Source organism: Nocardiopsis aegyptia (assembly GCF_013410755.1).
Taxonomy (GTDB): Bacteria; Actinomycetota; Actinomycetes; order Streptosporangiales; family Streptosporangiaceae; genus Nocardiopsis; species Nocardiopsis aegyptia.
Genome location: NZ_JACCFS010000001.1, coordinates 1,165,136 through 1,179,094, shown reverse-complemented (window position 1 = coordinate 1,179,094; position 13,959 = coordinate 1,165,136). Strand labels below are relative to the sequence as shown.

Sequence of the window (13,959 nt, the reverse complement as noted above, 5' to 3'; positions counted from 1 at the left end):
GGGAGGCGGTGCGCGTGGTGGAGGAGTTGCCCGTGCGCTTCGCGCAGGTGTTGGCGGGGTGTTCGGGGCGGGAGAGGTGTGCGGAGTTGGCGTGGGGGCCGGCGGCGTATGTCGGGCACGTGGGTGACCATCTGCGGATCTGGGCCGAGCGGTTGGCGGGGGCGTGGTTGTCGGGGGAGGTGGAGGTGGGCGGGTACGACCCGGATCTGCTGGCGCGGGCGCGTGGCTATGAGGGGCTGTCCCTGTCCGGGGCGCTGTGGTCGTTGGAGCGGGCGGTGGCGGACTGGCGCGAGTCGGCGGTGTCGGCGTTGAGGGCGGGCGTGGTGCTGCGCCACGCGGCGCGGGGGGCGCTGCGGGCCGGGGACGTGGTTCTGAACAACGCCCATGACGGTCACCACCATGTGCGGGACGTGGGGCGGGTCGTGGGCCGGGACGTGCCGCGCGGTCGTCCCGGTGGCCGTGTGGTCGGCCGCTGAGGCGCCGTACGTGAAGAGCGCCCCGGGACGGTGGTCCCGGGGCGCTCTGGGTGTCCGGTCGGGTGGCGTGTGCCGCCCGGCGGGGTCTCGCTAGTCGTTCAGCGAGTGCTCCTCGTAGGCGAGGATCTCGTGGCCGTCGTCTCCGAAGGCGAAGATCTCGAAGGTGGCGGCGGTCGGGTCGCCGTTGTCGTCGAAGTCGATGTTGCCGCTGACGCCCTGGTAGTTGATCTCCTCGCCGTCGGCGAGCAGGTCACGGCACTCGGCGAAGGTGGTGCACTCGGTGCCCTCGGGGCGGGTGACGTTGGGCAGCTCGGCCACGTAGTCGGCGGCTTCGACGCTGCCGGCGGCCTCGGCGGCCAGCGCGATGCTCGTCACGCAGTCGTAGACCTGCGGGGCGAACTGGGTGACCTCGAGCTCCGGGTTGAACTCGGACAGGCCCTCGGAGAACTCGGGGTTGTCGGCGGACGGGGCGACGCCGGTGACGCCGTTGATGGCGTCGGGGTCGCTCTCGTTGACCGTGGCGCCGAGCTCCGGGTCGTTGAGGCCGTCGGTGATGAAGAGCTGCTCGCCCTCGATGCCGCCTTCGAGCATCTGGGCGATGACCTGCGCGCCCTCCTCGAAGGCGATCAGGGCGACGGCGTCGGGCTCTTCGTTGGTGATGCCGCCGACGACGGAGTCGAAGGTGGTGGCCTCGGGGTCGTAGGTCTCGTTGGCCACGACCTCGGCGCCCAGGGCCTCGAGCTCGGTCTGCAGGTTCTCGGCGTAGCCGGCGCCGTAGTCGTCGCCGCGGGCGACCAGGCCCACGCTCTGGTGTCCGGCCTCGACGATCTTGCGGGCCATGACGACGGCGGAGAGGCTGTCGCTGGGCGCGGTACGGAAGTAGTAGCCGTTGTCGTCGATGTCGCTCAGGGCGGCCGAGGTGTTGGAGCCGGAGCACTGGACGATGTTGGCACCGGTGATGGTGTCGTAGGTCGCCTGGGTCATGCCGGAGGCGGCGGCGCCGATGACGGCGTTGACCTCGTCGGCCACCAGGTTGTTGGCGGCCTGGTTGGCCTGGGCGTTGTCCCCGGCCTCGTCGCCCTCGACGATGTCGGGGACCTCGGTGCCGAGGATGCCGCCGGCGTCGTTGATCTCGGAGATCGCGTACTCGGCCGCGGTGATCTGGGGCGGGCCGAGGAAGGCGAGGTTGCCGGACTGCGGGTAGAGGATTCCGTAGGTGAACTCCTCGCCGCCTCCGTCGCCGCCGCCGTCTTCTCCGCCGCCGTTGCCACACGCGGTGAGTCCGAGTACCAGGGCCGCGGTGGCGGCAGTGAGGCCTAGGACCTTCTTGCTTGCCATGATGGTGGTCACTCCGTTCAACCGGCGACGCACGTGGTGCCGTCGCGCAGGGGCCATGGTCTTCTGCGTCCTGATGCCCGAGTTGTGTGGCATGACTTAATCAGGAGCGTTAGCGGAGCTTAATCACGGATCGTCCGAGCTCGGAAGCGTTGTCGGACCGTTGGTGCCGACTCGCCGTCATGCTGTTATGGCTCTGTAGTCATCTGAGGTCTGCGGGGTGTTCTCCCTGGACAGAAGGGAACGGGGCGCACACGGAGCATTGCGAACTGTCGCGATGCGCGGGCATGGCGGAGCCCGGCCGTCAAGGCGGTTCGGGGGGCGGGCGCGGTGCCGGCCGGGTGCGCGGGCGGGTGGTCGCGGTGGGCCGCGGTCAGCCCTGGGGCAGTTCGCGGAGCATGCAGGTGAGCCGTGAGGTGCACACCTTGCGGCCCTCGTCGTCGGTGATGGTGATGTCCCACGTGGACAGGGTGCGGCCCTGGTGGACGGGGACGGCGGTTCCGGTGACGTGGCCCCGCGTGGCCGAGCGGTGGTGGGTGGCGTTGATCTCGATGCCGACGGCCACGCGGTCGAACTGCTGGGCGTGCAGGGTGGCGCCGACGGAGCCGAGGGACTCGGCCAGTACGCAGGAGGCGCCTCCGTGCAGGAGTCCGAAGGGCTGGGTGTTGCCGTCCACGGGCATGCGGCCCACGACGCGCTCGGCCGAGGCCTCGGAGATCTCGATCCCCATCCGCTGTCCGAGTCCTCCGGCGAGGGCGCCCGTGTCGAGGAGCGAGCGGGTCTCGGATTCTGTGGTCATGGGAACCCTTCCTGTGGGTGGTGTGCCCGGGCGCGGCGGTGTGCCGGCGGCGGCACGGTCGGTGTTCTGGTGCGGATGTCCGCGGAGTGTCTGCTTCGCATCCTAGGATTCGGTGTGTGGTGACCAAGCGAGAGACCCCCGACCAGACATCCCAGGCCAGTGCCGGGGCCGGCAGTGCGGCCTCCTCCGGCGGTGGCGGCGGGCAGCGCCCGCGCCTGCTCCTCCTGGACGGCCACTCGATGGCCTTCCGCGCGTTCTTCGCGCTACCGGTGGACAAGTTCGGCACGAGCACCGGACAGTCGACGAACGCCGTCTACGGTTTCGCGTCGATGCTGGTGAAGCTGCTGCGCGACGAGGAGCCCACGCATGTGGCGGTGGCGTGGGACCTGTCGGGGCCCACGTTCCGGCACGAGGAGTACGCGGAGTACAAGGACGGCCGTTCGGACACGCCGCAGGAGTTCCCCTCCCAGGTGCCGCTGACCCAGGACCTGATGCGGCTGGTCGGTGTGGCCAACCTGTCGGCGCCGGGGTTCGAGGCCGACGACGTCATCGCGACGCTGGCGCACATGGGCGGCGAGGCGGGCATGGAGGTACTGATCGCCTCCGGTGACCGGGACGCCTTCCAGCTGGTGACGGAGGCGTGCACGGTCCTGTACCCGGGCAAGAGCCTGTCGGACCTGCGGCGGATGACGCCGGAGGCGGTCCAGGAGAAGTACGGGGTGAGCCCGCGGCGGTATCGCGACCTGGCGGCTCTGGTGGGGGAGAAGGCCGACAACCTGCCGGGCGTGCCGGGGGTGGGGCCCAAGACGGCGGCCAAGTGGATCGAGAAGTACGGGTCCCTGGAGGAGCTGATCGCGCACGCCGACGAGATCAAGGGCAAGGCCGGGCAGAACCTGCGCGACCACCTGGACGACGTGCTGCGCAACCAGCGGCTGAACGAGCTGGCCACCGACGTGGAGCTGGGGGTGACCGCCGCCGACCTGGTCATGGGCGAGGCCGACCGTGCGGGGATCGACGCCCTGTTCGACAACCTGGAGTTCGCCTCCAACCTGCGTGAGCGCCTCTACGCGGTGCTGCGCACGGGGGAGGAGGAGCCCGACGCGGCCGCGGCCGGCGCCGAGGACGGCTTCGAGATCGACCTCACCGTGGCGGGGACCGGCGAGCTGGCGGCGTGGCTGGTGCGCCACGCCTCGGCCGAGGGTGTGACGGAGGCCGCTCCCGCGGGCCTGGCGATCGAGGGCGTGTGGGGGCAGGGGACCGGGCGTGTGGACGGGCTCGCGATCTGTGTGCCCGGCGGCGCGGCGGTGTACGCCGACCCCACGGCGATGGACGCCGCCGACACCGAGGCGCTGGCGGCGTTCCTGGGCGACGCGGAGCGGCCCAAGTCGGTGCACGAGTACAAGGGCGCGCTGCTGGCCCTGGGCGAGCACGGGTGGGCCCTGCGCGGGGTGGTCAGCGACACCGCGCTGGCCGCGTACCTGGTCCAGCCCGGGCAGCGCCGGTTCGACCTGGTCGACCTGGCCCGCAAGTACCTGGGGCGCGAGCTCCAGGAGGGCGGCGACGGGGCCCAGATGACGCTGGACCTGGGGTCGGCGGAGGAGCCCTCGGGGCGGGCGCACGAGCTGGCGGTGCGCGCGGCGGCCACCCGCGACCTGGCGGCCGTGCTCTCGGCCGAGCTGGACAAGCGGGGCGGGACGCACCTGCTGCACGGTGTGGAGCTGCCGCTGGTGGACGTGCTGGCGAAGATGGAGCGCGTGGGCGTCGCCGCCGACCGCGCCTATCTGGAGGAGCTGCAGGGCGAGTTCGCCGCGGCGGCCCGCCTGGCGGTGGAGGAGGCGCACCGGGTGGTGGGCCGCGAGTTCAACCTGGGTTCGCCCAAGCAGCTGCAGCAGGTGCTGTTCGAGGAGCTGGGGCTGCCCAAGACGAAGAAGATCAAGACCGGGTACACCACGGACGCCGACGCGCTGGCGTGGCTGGAGCAGGAGACCGGCCACGAGCTGCCCAAGCAGCTGTTGCGGCACCGGGACCAGACCAAGCTGCGCACGACGGTCGAGGGCCTCATCAAGACCGTCGGCGACGACGGCCGCATCCACACGACCTACAACCAGACGGTGGCGGCGACGGGGCGGCTCAGTTCCACGGACCCGAACCTGCAGAACATCCCGGTGCGCACGGACGTGGGGCGGCGGATCCGGCGGGCGTTCGTGGTCGGTGAGGGGTTCGAGGAGCTGCTGACGGCCGACTACAGCCAGATCGAGCTGCGGATCATGGCGCACCTGTCGCAGGAGCCGGCGCTGATCGAGGCGTTCAACAGCGGGTACGACTTCCACGCGCAGATGGCGGCACGGGTGTTCGGCCTCGACGTGGAGGCCGTGGACGCCGAGGCGCGCTCGAAGATCAAGGCCATGAGCTACGGGCTGGCGTACGGGCTGAGCGCCTACGGGCTGTCGCAGCAGCTGGGGATCGCCCCCGACGAGGCCAAGAAGCTCATGGAGGACTACTTCGCGGAGTTCGGCGGGGTACGCGACTACCTGCGCTCGGTCGTGGACGAGGCGCGCAAGGTGGGCTACACCGAGACGATCATGGGGCGGCGCCGCTATCTGCCGGATCTGACGAGCGACAACCGCCAGCGCCGGGACATGGCGGAGCGCATGGCGCTCAACGCTCCGATCCAGGGGTCGGCGGCCGACATCATCAAGGTGGCGATGCTGCAGGTGGACGCGGCGCTGACCGAGGGCGGGCACGCGTCGCGGGTCCTGCTGCAGGTGCACGACGAGCTCATCGTGGAGATCGCCCCGGGTGAGCGTGAGGCGGTCGAAAACCTCGTGGCGCACGAGATGGGCACGGCCTATGATCTGCGTGTCCCGCTGGGCGTGTCGGTCGGGCGGGGCCAGAACTGGCACGACGCCGCGCACTGAGCGGGCGCGGGTCAGCGGAGGGCGCACAGGGTTCTGCAGGAGGAGACGTTGCCGCCGGCGAGCGTGCGAGCCAGGCGAGTCGACGACGAAGAACCCTGTTCTCCGCGTCCGGAGCCCTGGTGCAGAGGAGACTGCGAGGCTCCGGCAGGAGCGGAAGCGAGGTGGGGGCGGTGACCGTCGGAGAAGGCCTGACGATCGGTTCGGTGACCGTCCCCGCGGACGCCCTGGTGTGGCGCTTCTCTCGTTCCTCCGGCCCTGGCGGGCAGCACGTCAACACCTCGGACACGCGTGTGTCGCTGTCGTTGGACGTGGCGGGGTGCGCCGCGCTGGGGTCCACCCGGCGCGCGCGGGCGCTGGAACGGCTGTCCGGGCGGCTGGTGGACGGGGTGCTGACGGTGTCGGTGCAGACCCACCGGTCGCAGGTGCGCAACCGTGCCGAGGCCCGGGAGCGGATGGCGGCCCTGTTGGCCGAGGCGATGGCGCCGCCGACGCGGGAACGCCGTGCCACACGGCCGAGCCGTGGCGCCAAGCGGCGCCGGCTGGACGCCAAGCGGCGCCGCGGGGAGATCAAGCGGGCGCGTTCGCGGCCCCCGATGGAGTGACCCGCCGGGTCCCCGCGGCCGGTCGGCCGCGACTTTTTCCGGTTCTTTTCCCGCGCCGTCCGCGCGGTGCCGGCGAGCGGGCGCGGACCCGTGCGGACGTGGGCGTGTGCGCGGTTGATCTCGACCACCATGCTCGGGTAAATTGCCGCCATTGAGGCCTACGCCGGGTTGGCGGTCCTGGGTTCCGATTGACCAGGACGCCCTTGTCTCATATTCTGGCGGGAGCGTTGTGGGTTCGTGCGGGCGTCTGCCGTCTCCTTGGGTGATGGTGAGGTCGCACCGCTTCGGTCAACACTCTGGACCCGGCGGCTGGTGGTCATGGGCGGTTCGTCCCCCCGTGGCCCTGCTTCTCTCTTCTGGACGACGGATCGACGGGCTCGAACCCTAGACGTGCCCATTTTCTGAACCTGTCCGTATCCGGAGTCCACCCACAAATGACGAGCAGCACCGAGGCCACCTCGACACCCCAGGTAGCGGTCAACGACATCGGGTCCGAGGAAGCCTTCCTCGCGGCGATCGACGAGACCATCAAGTACTTCAACGACGGTGACATTGTCGAGGGCACCATCGTGAAGGTCGATCGAGACGAGGTCTTGCTCGACATCGGCTACAAGACCGAGGGTGTGATTCCCTCTCGGGAACTGTCGATCAAGCACGACGTCGACCCCGGTGAGGTCGTTGCCGTCGGCGATCAGGTCGAAGCCCTCGTTCTCCAGAAGGAGGACAAGGAAGGCCGTCTGATCCTGTCCAAGAAGCGCGCGCAGTACGAGCGCGCCTGGGGCACGATCGAGAAGATCAAGGAAGAGGACGGTGTCGTCACCGGCACGGTCATCGAGGTCGTCAAGGGCGGTCTCATCCTCGACATCGGTCTGCGCGGCTTCCTGCCCGCCTCCCTGGTCGAGATGCGCCGTGTCCGCGACCTGCAGCCCTACGTCGGCCGCGAGCTCGAAGCGAAGATCATCGAGCTGGACAAGAACCGCAACAACGTGGTCCTGTCCCGTCGCGCCTGGCTGGAGCAGACCCAGTCCGAGGTCCGCCAGACCTTCCTCAACACCCTGCAGAAGGGCCAGATCCGCAAGGGCGTCGTGTCCTCGATCGTCAACTTCGGTGCCTTCGTGGACCTGGGTGGCGTCGACGGTCTGGTGCACGTGTCGGAGCTGTCCTGGAAGCACATCGACCACCCGAGCGAGGTCGTCGAGGTCGGCCAGGAGGTCACGGTCGAGGTCCTGGACGTGGACATGGAGCGCGAGCGCGTCTCCCTGTCGCTGAAGGCGACCCAGGAGGACCCGTGGCAGCAGTTCGCCCGGACCCACCAGATCGGCCAGGTCGTCCCGGGTAAGGTCACCAAGCTCGTTCCCTTCGGTGCGTTCGTTCGCGTCGAGGAGGGCATCGAGGGCCTGGTCCACATCTCCGAGCTGGCCGAGCGCCACGTCGAGGTGCCCGAGCAGGTCGTCCAGGTCGGTACCGAGATCTTCGTCAAGATCATCGACATCGACCTCGACCGCCGTCGGATCAGCCTCTCGCTGAAGCAGGCCAACGAGAGCGTCTCGCCCGACCAGGTGGACTTCGACCCCACGCTCTACGGCATGGCGGCCGACTACGACGAGCAGGGCAACTACAAGTACCCGGAGGGCTTCGACCCCGAGAGCGGCGAGTGGCTCGAGGGCTTCGAGGCTCAGCGGGACGAGTGGGAGCGCAGCTACGCCGAGGCGCAGGCCCGCTTCGAGGCGCACCGCAAGCAGGTCGAGGAGGCCCGCGCGGCCGAGGCCGACGCTGCGAACGCCCCGGCTCCGGAGGAGGAAGAGGAGTACACGGGTGGTGGCCAGAGCGCCGGCACGCCGAGTACCGAGACCGCTTCCAGTGGTGCCCTGGCCTCTGACGAGGCCCTGGCCGCCCTCCGCGAGAAGCTCGCGGGCGGCGAGGCCTGAGCATGACGGGTCCGTGAGGATCCGATGATCGCCGCGAAGGGCCGTCCCCGGCAGGGGGCGGCCCTTCGCCGTGTCCAGGGCCGGGTCCGGGGTGCGGTTCGTGCGGATGCCGCCCGTCGCGTGCGGCACCGGCACGGCACGCCCTAGGGTCGTGGTGTGCCCCAGGGCGGGGCGCGCGAGGAGGCGCCGTGTTCGACATCCACCAGGCCGTTCCCGCCGACGCGGGGGAGATCCTCACGTTGCAGCGGGCCGCGTTCGTCGACGAGGCGCAGGCCTATGGCGACCCGTTCATCCTGCCGCTGACCGAGGGCCTGTCGAGGGTCGAGAAGCTCCTGGCGCAGGAGGACGCCCTGCTGTTGAAGGCCGTGGAGGGCCACCGCATCGTGGGTGTGGGACGGGCGTCGGTCACCGGCACCACGGGCGTGGTCGGCCGTCTGGCGGTCGCCCCGGACCAGCGCCGGCGCGGGATCGCCCGGGCGCTGCTGGTGCGCCTGGAGGAGGAGCTGCTGAGGCGCCGCCCGGACCTGGCGGCGCTGACCCTGTTCACGGGGGCGCAGAGCGCCGACAACCAGCGCCTGTACCGTGCGCAGGGCTACACCGAGACGCACCGCGAGCGCCTGGCCGACCACCTGGTCATGGTCCACATGCGCAAGGAGCTGGACGGTTCCGGGGCGGGCGGCACCGGACCGGGCACCTCCGGGGCGGCGGCGGGCTCCGCCCAGGTGTGAGGGTCGGCCGCGGCGCCGGGGCCGGCGCGCGCCGACCCGGCGGGCGGGGCGGCGTCGGGCGGCCGGAGGCGGCCGTCTAGGGTCGTGTCCATGCTGAAGGTGGGACTGACCGGAGGGATCGGCTCCGGCAAGAGCGCGGTGTCGGCCGCACTGGCCGGGCACGGCGCCGTGATCGTGGACGCCGACGCCATCGCCCGCGAGGTCGTCGAGCCGGGCACCCCGGGGCTGGCCGCGGTCGTCGCGGAGTTCGGCGAGGAGGTGCTGACCCCGGACGGGCGCTTGGACCGCGCCCGGCTGGGCGAGATCGTCTTCGCCGACCAGGACCGGCTGGCCCGGCTCAACGCGATCGTGCACCCGCTGGTGGGGGAGCGCAGCGCCGAGCTCATGGAGCGGGCGGTGGAGTCGGGGGCCGACGTGGTGGTCTACGACGTGCCGCTGCTGGTCGAGAACGACCTGGGCGCGCTCTACGACGTGGTCGTCGTGGTGGACGCCCCCGACGAGGTCCGGGTGGAGCGGGTGGCGTCCGACCGCGGGATGCCGCGCGAGCAGGTGTGGGCGCGGATCCGCAACCAGGCCGACCGGGACACGCGGCTGGCCGCGGCGGATCTGGTGGTGGACAACTCCGGTACGCGCGAGCAGCTGCGGGAGCGCGTCGCCGAGCTGTGGCGTGCCCTGCTGGCCCGGGCCGCCTGAGGGCGGCGGCGGGCCCACACAGCCCTGGCGTGGGCCGCCCCCGGCCGCGTGTCGCCCCGCGCCGCCCCGGGCCGTGGGCCCTCATGGCGCGGCAGGGCGCGAGGACGAGGTCCATGCGCGCAGGGATCGGCGGACCGGATCAGGGCATCGAACGCTAGGAGTCCCGCCGGTGCAGGGACTCGCTCAGAGAGGCGCCCGCGTCGACGGCCTTGCGCACCAGTTCCTCGCGGACGGTGCGGGCGGCCCGGACGCTGAGCAGGCCGTCGTCGAGGTCCTCGGCGGGCACGGGGTCGCGGGTGGAGGTCAGCGCGAGGTCGGCGTAGTCCCCGGCGCGGTCGGCGATGGCCTGGCACTGCTCCCACTCCCGGTGCGCGGTGACGGCCTCGTGGACGCGTTCGCCGTAGCCGACCAGGACGCCCACGCGGTCGGTGAGCGCCTCGTGGGCGCGGGCGACCGCCTCCTCCTGCGGTGCCAGGGCCCTGGTGACCTGGGTCGAGACGGCCTCACGCCGCCGCTGGGCCAGTTCCCGGCGCAGGGTGCGCAGCCGCAGCAGCTCCTGGGACAGCGTCCACTCCTCCTCGCGCAGCAGCGACAGGGTGTGTCCGGGGTCGAAGGAGTCACCGAGGACCCGCATGCCCTCCTCGACGCGGTCGGTGGCCTGCTGGAGCTGGGCGAACAGGTGGGCCTCGGGCTCCTCCTGGCGGGTGACGTAGCTGTGGGGGCGGCCGAAGTCCTCGGGCAGGACGTACTGGTCGAAGTGCTCGGCCGCCAGCCGGGGGACCATGCCCGGGCGCATGATCGCGCCGGCGCCGCCCGCGCCGGCGACCAGGTACAGGGCGGCCAGGGCCGGATCGCCGGGTACCAGGGCGTGGAGGGGGCCCAGAACCTGGTCCAGGACCAGCGTGAGGCCGACGACGCCGCCGATGGAGGCCGGAAGCGCCCAGGTGCCGTGCATGACCAGGTCGCCCCAGTCGTCGCTGTAGGAGCCCTTGCGGGAGACCAGGCCCAGGAGGAAGGCCGTGGTCGCCAGGCACAGCAGGACGCCGAGGAGCAGTCCCGCGGACGGCACCAGGAGCGCGAGGAGTGAGGCGGCGGCGCATCCGCCGGCGGTGGCCGCGGCCGCGCGGCGCCAGGTCCGGCGGCGGGGCGCGCCCTTGGCCGCGGGAATGAGCTGGTCGGCGTGGCCGCGCAGGCGTCTGGCGGTCCCTGGCGGCAGGTCCGGTGAGAATGTCGGTCTGGAGGGGTGGGACACGAGGGACACCTCATTCGCGGCGCTCGGCGCTGATTCGATGGTAACCGCGCGGGCCCCTCCCGGTCAGGGGTGTTCGGCCCTCCTTCGGTGGATCGCGGGATCCGTTCGGCGCCCCTCGGGATGTCCGTGGCGGTCGGTAGCGTTGGGGGAGAGGGACACGTGGGCGCGGGGCGGCCCACCGTTCGATGCGAGAAGAGGGCGACGACGTGCGACCGGTCAGCGACATCAAGCGCAGTGAGGCACCCTTCGAGGTCGTCTCCGACATGACCCCGGCGGGGGACCAGCCGGGCGCGATCGCCGAGATCACCCGGCGGGTGCGGGCGGGGGACCGGCACACGGTCCTGCTGGGGGCGACCGGTACGGGCAAGACGGCGTCGGTGGCGTGGACGGTGGAGCAGCTCCAGCGGCCCACGCTGGTGATGCAGCCCAACAAGACGCTGGCCGCCCAGTTCGCCAACGAGCTGCGGCAGATGCTGCCGAACAACGCGGTCGAGTACTTCGTGTCGTACTACGACTACTACCAGCCCGAGGCCTACGTCCCGCAGAGCGACACCTACATCGAGAAGGACTCGTCGATCAACGACGAGGTGGAGCGCCTGCGGCACTCCGCGACGAACTCGCTGCTGACCCGGCGGGACACGATCGTGGTGGCGTCGGTGTCGTGCATCTACGGCCTGGGCACCCCGCAGGAGTACGTGGACCGGATGGCGCAGCTGTCGGTGGGCATGGAGGTGGACCGCGACGACCTGCTGCGGCGCCTGGTGGAGATGCAGTACTCGCGCAACGACGTGGCCTTCACCCGCGGCACCTTCCGGGTGCGCGGGGACACCATCGAGATCATCCCGGTCTACGAGGAGCTGGCGATCCGCATCGAGATGTTCGGTGACGAGGTCGAGCGGCTGCTGACCCTGCACCCGTTGACCGGCGAGGTGCTGGGCGAGAGCCAGGAGATGTTCATCTTCCCCGCCTCGCACTACGTGGCCGGCGAGGAGCGCACGGAGCGGGCGGTGGCCTCCATCGAGGCCGAGCTGGGCGAGCGCCTGGCGGAGCTGGAGGGCCAGGGCAAGCTGCTGGAGGCCCAGCGCCTGCGGATGCGCACCACCCACGACCTGGAGATGATGCGCCAGCTCGGGTCGTGTTCGGGCATCGAGAACTACTCGCGGCACTTCGACGGCCGGGAGCCGGGCAGTCCGCCCAACACGCTGCTGGACTACTTCCCCGAGGACTTCCTGCTGGTGCTGGACGAGTCGCACGTGACGGTCCCGCAGATCGGTGCGATGTACGAGGGCGACGCGGCGCGCAAGCGCACGCTGGTCGACCACGGGTTCCGGCTGCCGTCGGCGATGGACAACCGGCCGCTGCGGTGGGAGGAGTTCACCGAGCGGATCGGGCAGACGGTGTACCTGTCGGCGACGCCGGGCCGCTACGAGCTGCGCCAGAGCGGTGGCGACGTCGTGGAGCAGGTGATCCGTCCGACCGGGCTGATCGACCCGGAGGTGCTGGTCAAGCCCACCGACGGGCAGATCGACGACCTGGTGCACGAGATCCGCGAGCGGGCCGAGCGCCGGGAGCGGGTGCTGGTGACCACGCTGACCAAGAAGATGGCCGAGGACCTCACGGACTACTTCGCGGAGATGGGCATCCGGGTGCGGTACCTGCACAGCGAGGTGGACACGCTGCGCCGGGTGGAGCTGCTGCGCGAGCTGCGGGTGGGCGAGTACGACGTGCTGGTGGGCATCAACCTGCTGCGTGAGGGCCTGGACCTGCCCGAGGTGTCGCTGGTGGCGATCCTGGACGCGGACAAGGAGGGCTTCCTGCGTTCGGAGACCTCCCTGATCCAGACCATCGGCCGTGCGGCCCGTAACGTGGCCGGCCAGGTGCACATGTACGCGGACAACGTCACCGACTCCATGCGGGCGGCGATCGAGGAGACCAACCGCCGCCGCGACAAGCAGATCGCCTACAACACCGAGCACGGGATCGACCCGACGCCGCTGCGCAAGCAGATCGCCGATATCCTGGACTCCCTCAACCGGGAGGACGTGGACACCGAGCAGCTCATGGCCACCGGGTACCGGCAGGCGGGGGCCAAGGGCGAGCGCGCGCCGGTGCCGGCGCTGGGTGAGCGCACGGACGTCGCGGCCATGCCGCGGGCCGAGCTGGCGGGTCTCATCGACCAGTTGAGCGCGCAGATGCACCAGGCCGCGGCGGACCTGCAGTTCGAGCTGGCGGCCCGGCTGCGGGACGAGATCGGTGAGTTGAAGCGTGAACTCCGGGGGATGGACGCCGCCGGGGTGAAGTGACCGGGGCCCGCCGGGGCCGGGGTTCCGGCCTCGCGGACTCCTGTGAGCTGCGTCTTCCCATTACGTAACGAGCACATTTCAGGCTCGATCGGGTCGCGCAGTTACCTCCGCGTGACATACGCTTGGGGCTGTTCACGGTGTATGTCGTTTTTGCCGGTGTCCGGCGGTGGGGGAACGCATGAGGGTTCGACTTCTGGCGGCCACGGGCGGGATCGTCGTGCTCGGATCCCTGCTCGCGGGCTGCGGCCTGGCCATCGGCGGTACCGAGGAGGCCGAGGGGGCCGCCCACCGGCCCGGAGTGGGCGACCGAGGCGAGGAGGAGGCCGAGCGGGCCGTCGACGACGAGTACGAACTGGTCATCGTGGACAACGGCGCCGAGGTGCGCGAGGACTGCGCCAACCGCGAGGTCGTGGTGACCGCCGACGACGCCCACGTCGTCCTGGACGGCGCCTGCGGCCTGGTGAAGGCGACCGGTCGCGGAACCACGGTCAACGTGGGCTCGGCGGACAAGATCGTGCTGGTGGGAGTGGACAACGAGGTGGCCTTCGCCTCGGGCGACCCCGAGGTCATCAACCACGGGCGCAACACCACCGTCGTCGAGGGCGGCTCCGCCGGCGAGTGATCCGAGGGCGTCCGGGCCGCGATCGGAGGGCGTCCGGAACGTGCACCGGTGGCGTCCGGGCCCCGAACCCCTGTGGCGCGGACGGGCCGTGTCGGTCTCTTTCCCGACCCTCCATCCGAGAGTGACCTTCGATCGGCTACGGTGGTGCGCGTCTGCTTTCCCACATTCGGGCGAGATGACACGGTACGGACAGGTACGCCTACGCTGAGTGAATTCTTGGTGTTCAGTGACGATTTCGCGCGCCCGGCCCCTGCGGAAGCGGTACGGTCGATCCGTTCCGCATGCGGTGGTTCGGCCCGGACG

The 13,959-nt window shown here is 71.1% G+C and carries 11 protein-coding genes; 8 read left to right on the top strand and 3 right to left on the bottom strand.

The features are described from left to right. The first annotated feature begins 119 nt into the window (after positions 1–119). Entirely contained in the window at positions 120–476 is a 357-nt protein-coding gene (locus tag HNR10_RS05415) for a hypothetical protein (RefSeq protein ID WP_179821334.1), read from the top strand. Between the two features lie 90 nt (positions 477–566). Here HNR10_RS05415 and HNR10_RS05410 read toward each other — a convergent pair whose 3' ends face one another. Together HNR10_RS05410 and HNR10_RS05405 are read right to left on the bottom strand one after the other, a co-directional pair. Then, positions 567–1,814 carry an ABC transporter substrate-binding protein gene (locus tag HNR10_RS05410; protein ID WP_179821332.1) on the bottom strand — a complete coding sequence of 416 codons (1,248 nt, stop codon included), beginning with the start codon at positions 1,812–1,814 and terminating at the stop codon, positions 567–569. 370 nt (positions 1,815–2,184) lie between these two features. Next, positions 2,185–2,610 (bottom strand): PaaI family thioesterase, encoded by a 426-nt coding sequence (locus tag HNR10_RS05405; RefSeq protein WP_179821330.1) that lies wholly within the window; start codon positions 2,608–2,610, stop codon positions 2,185–2,187. A 116-nt stretch (positions 2,611–2,726) separates the two neighbouring features. On the opposite strand from HNR10_RS05405, the gene polA reads away from it, so the two are divergent. From polA to coaE, 5 genes are all read left to right on the top strand, one after another. Next, the gene (gene polA / locus HNR10_RS05400; protein WP_179821328.1) at positions 2,727–5,528 is read left to right on the top strand and encodes a DNA polymerase I; all 2,802 of its coding nucleotides are present in this window, start codon (positions 2,727–2,729) and stop codon (positions 5,526–5,528) included. A 170-nt stretch (positions 5,529–5,698) separates the two neighbouring features. Next, complete coding sequence (gene arfB, locus HNR10_RS05395; protein WP_312889130.1) at positions 5,699–6,130, top strand: alternative ribosome rescue aminoacyl-tRNA hydrolase ArfB; 432 nt, start codon at positions 5,699–5,701, stop codon at positions 6,128–6,130. A 434-nt stretch (positions 6,131–6,564) separates the two neighbouring features. Next, the gene (gene rpsA, locus HNR10_RS05390; RefSeq protein WP_053618673.1) at positions 6,565–8,058 is read left to right on the top strand and encodes a 30S ribosomal protein S1; all 1,494 of its coding nucleotides are present in this window, start codon (positions 6,565–6,567) and stop codon (positions 8,056–8,058) included. 188 nt (positions 8,059–8,246) lie between these two features. Further along, positions 8,247–8,786: a GNAT family N-acetyltransferase gene (locus HNR10_RS05385; RefSeq protein ID WP_179821325.1), complete on the top strand. Its 540-nt coding sequence runs from the start codon at positions 8,247–8,249 to the stop codon at positions 8,784–8,786. Between the two features lie 90 nt (positions 8,787–8,876). After that, the gene (gene coaE / locus HNR10_RS05380; RefSeq protein WP_179821323.1) at positions 8,877–9,479 is read left to right on the top strand and encodes a dephospho-CoA kinase; all 603 of its coding nucleotides are present in this window, start codon (positions 8,877–8,879) and stop codon (positions 9,477–9,479) included. Between the two features lie 154 nt (positions 9,480–9,633). Here the strand turns inward: coaE and HNR10_RS05375 are convergent, their stop codons facing one another. Next, positions 9,634–10,731, bottom strand: coding sequence for a hypothetical protein (locus HNR10_RS05375; RefSeq protein ID WP_179821322.1), 1,098 nt, complete (start codon positions 10,729–10,731; stop codon positions 9,634–9,636). 206 nt (positions 10,732–10,937) lie between these two features. Here HNR10_RS05375 and uvrB point away from each other — a divergent pair, with 206 nt between their 5' ends. Then, positions 10,938–13,034: an excinuclease ABC subunit UvrB gene (gene uvrB / locus HNR10_RS05370; RefSeq protein ID WP_312889129.1), complete on the top strand. Its 2,097-nt coding sequence runs from the start codon at positions 10,938–10,940 to the stop codon at positions 13,032–13,034. 178 nt (positions 13,035–13,212) lie between these two features. Then, positions 13,213–13,656, top strand: coding sequence for a DUF3060 domain-containing protein (locus HNR10_RS05365; RefSeq protein WP_179821318.1), 444 nt, complete (start codon positions 13,213–13,215; stop codon positions 13,654–13,656). Positions 13,657–13,959: the final 303 nt, after the last annotated feature.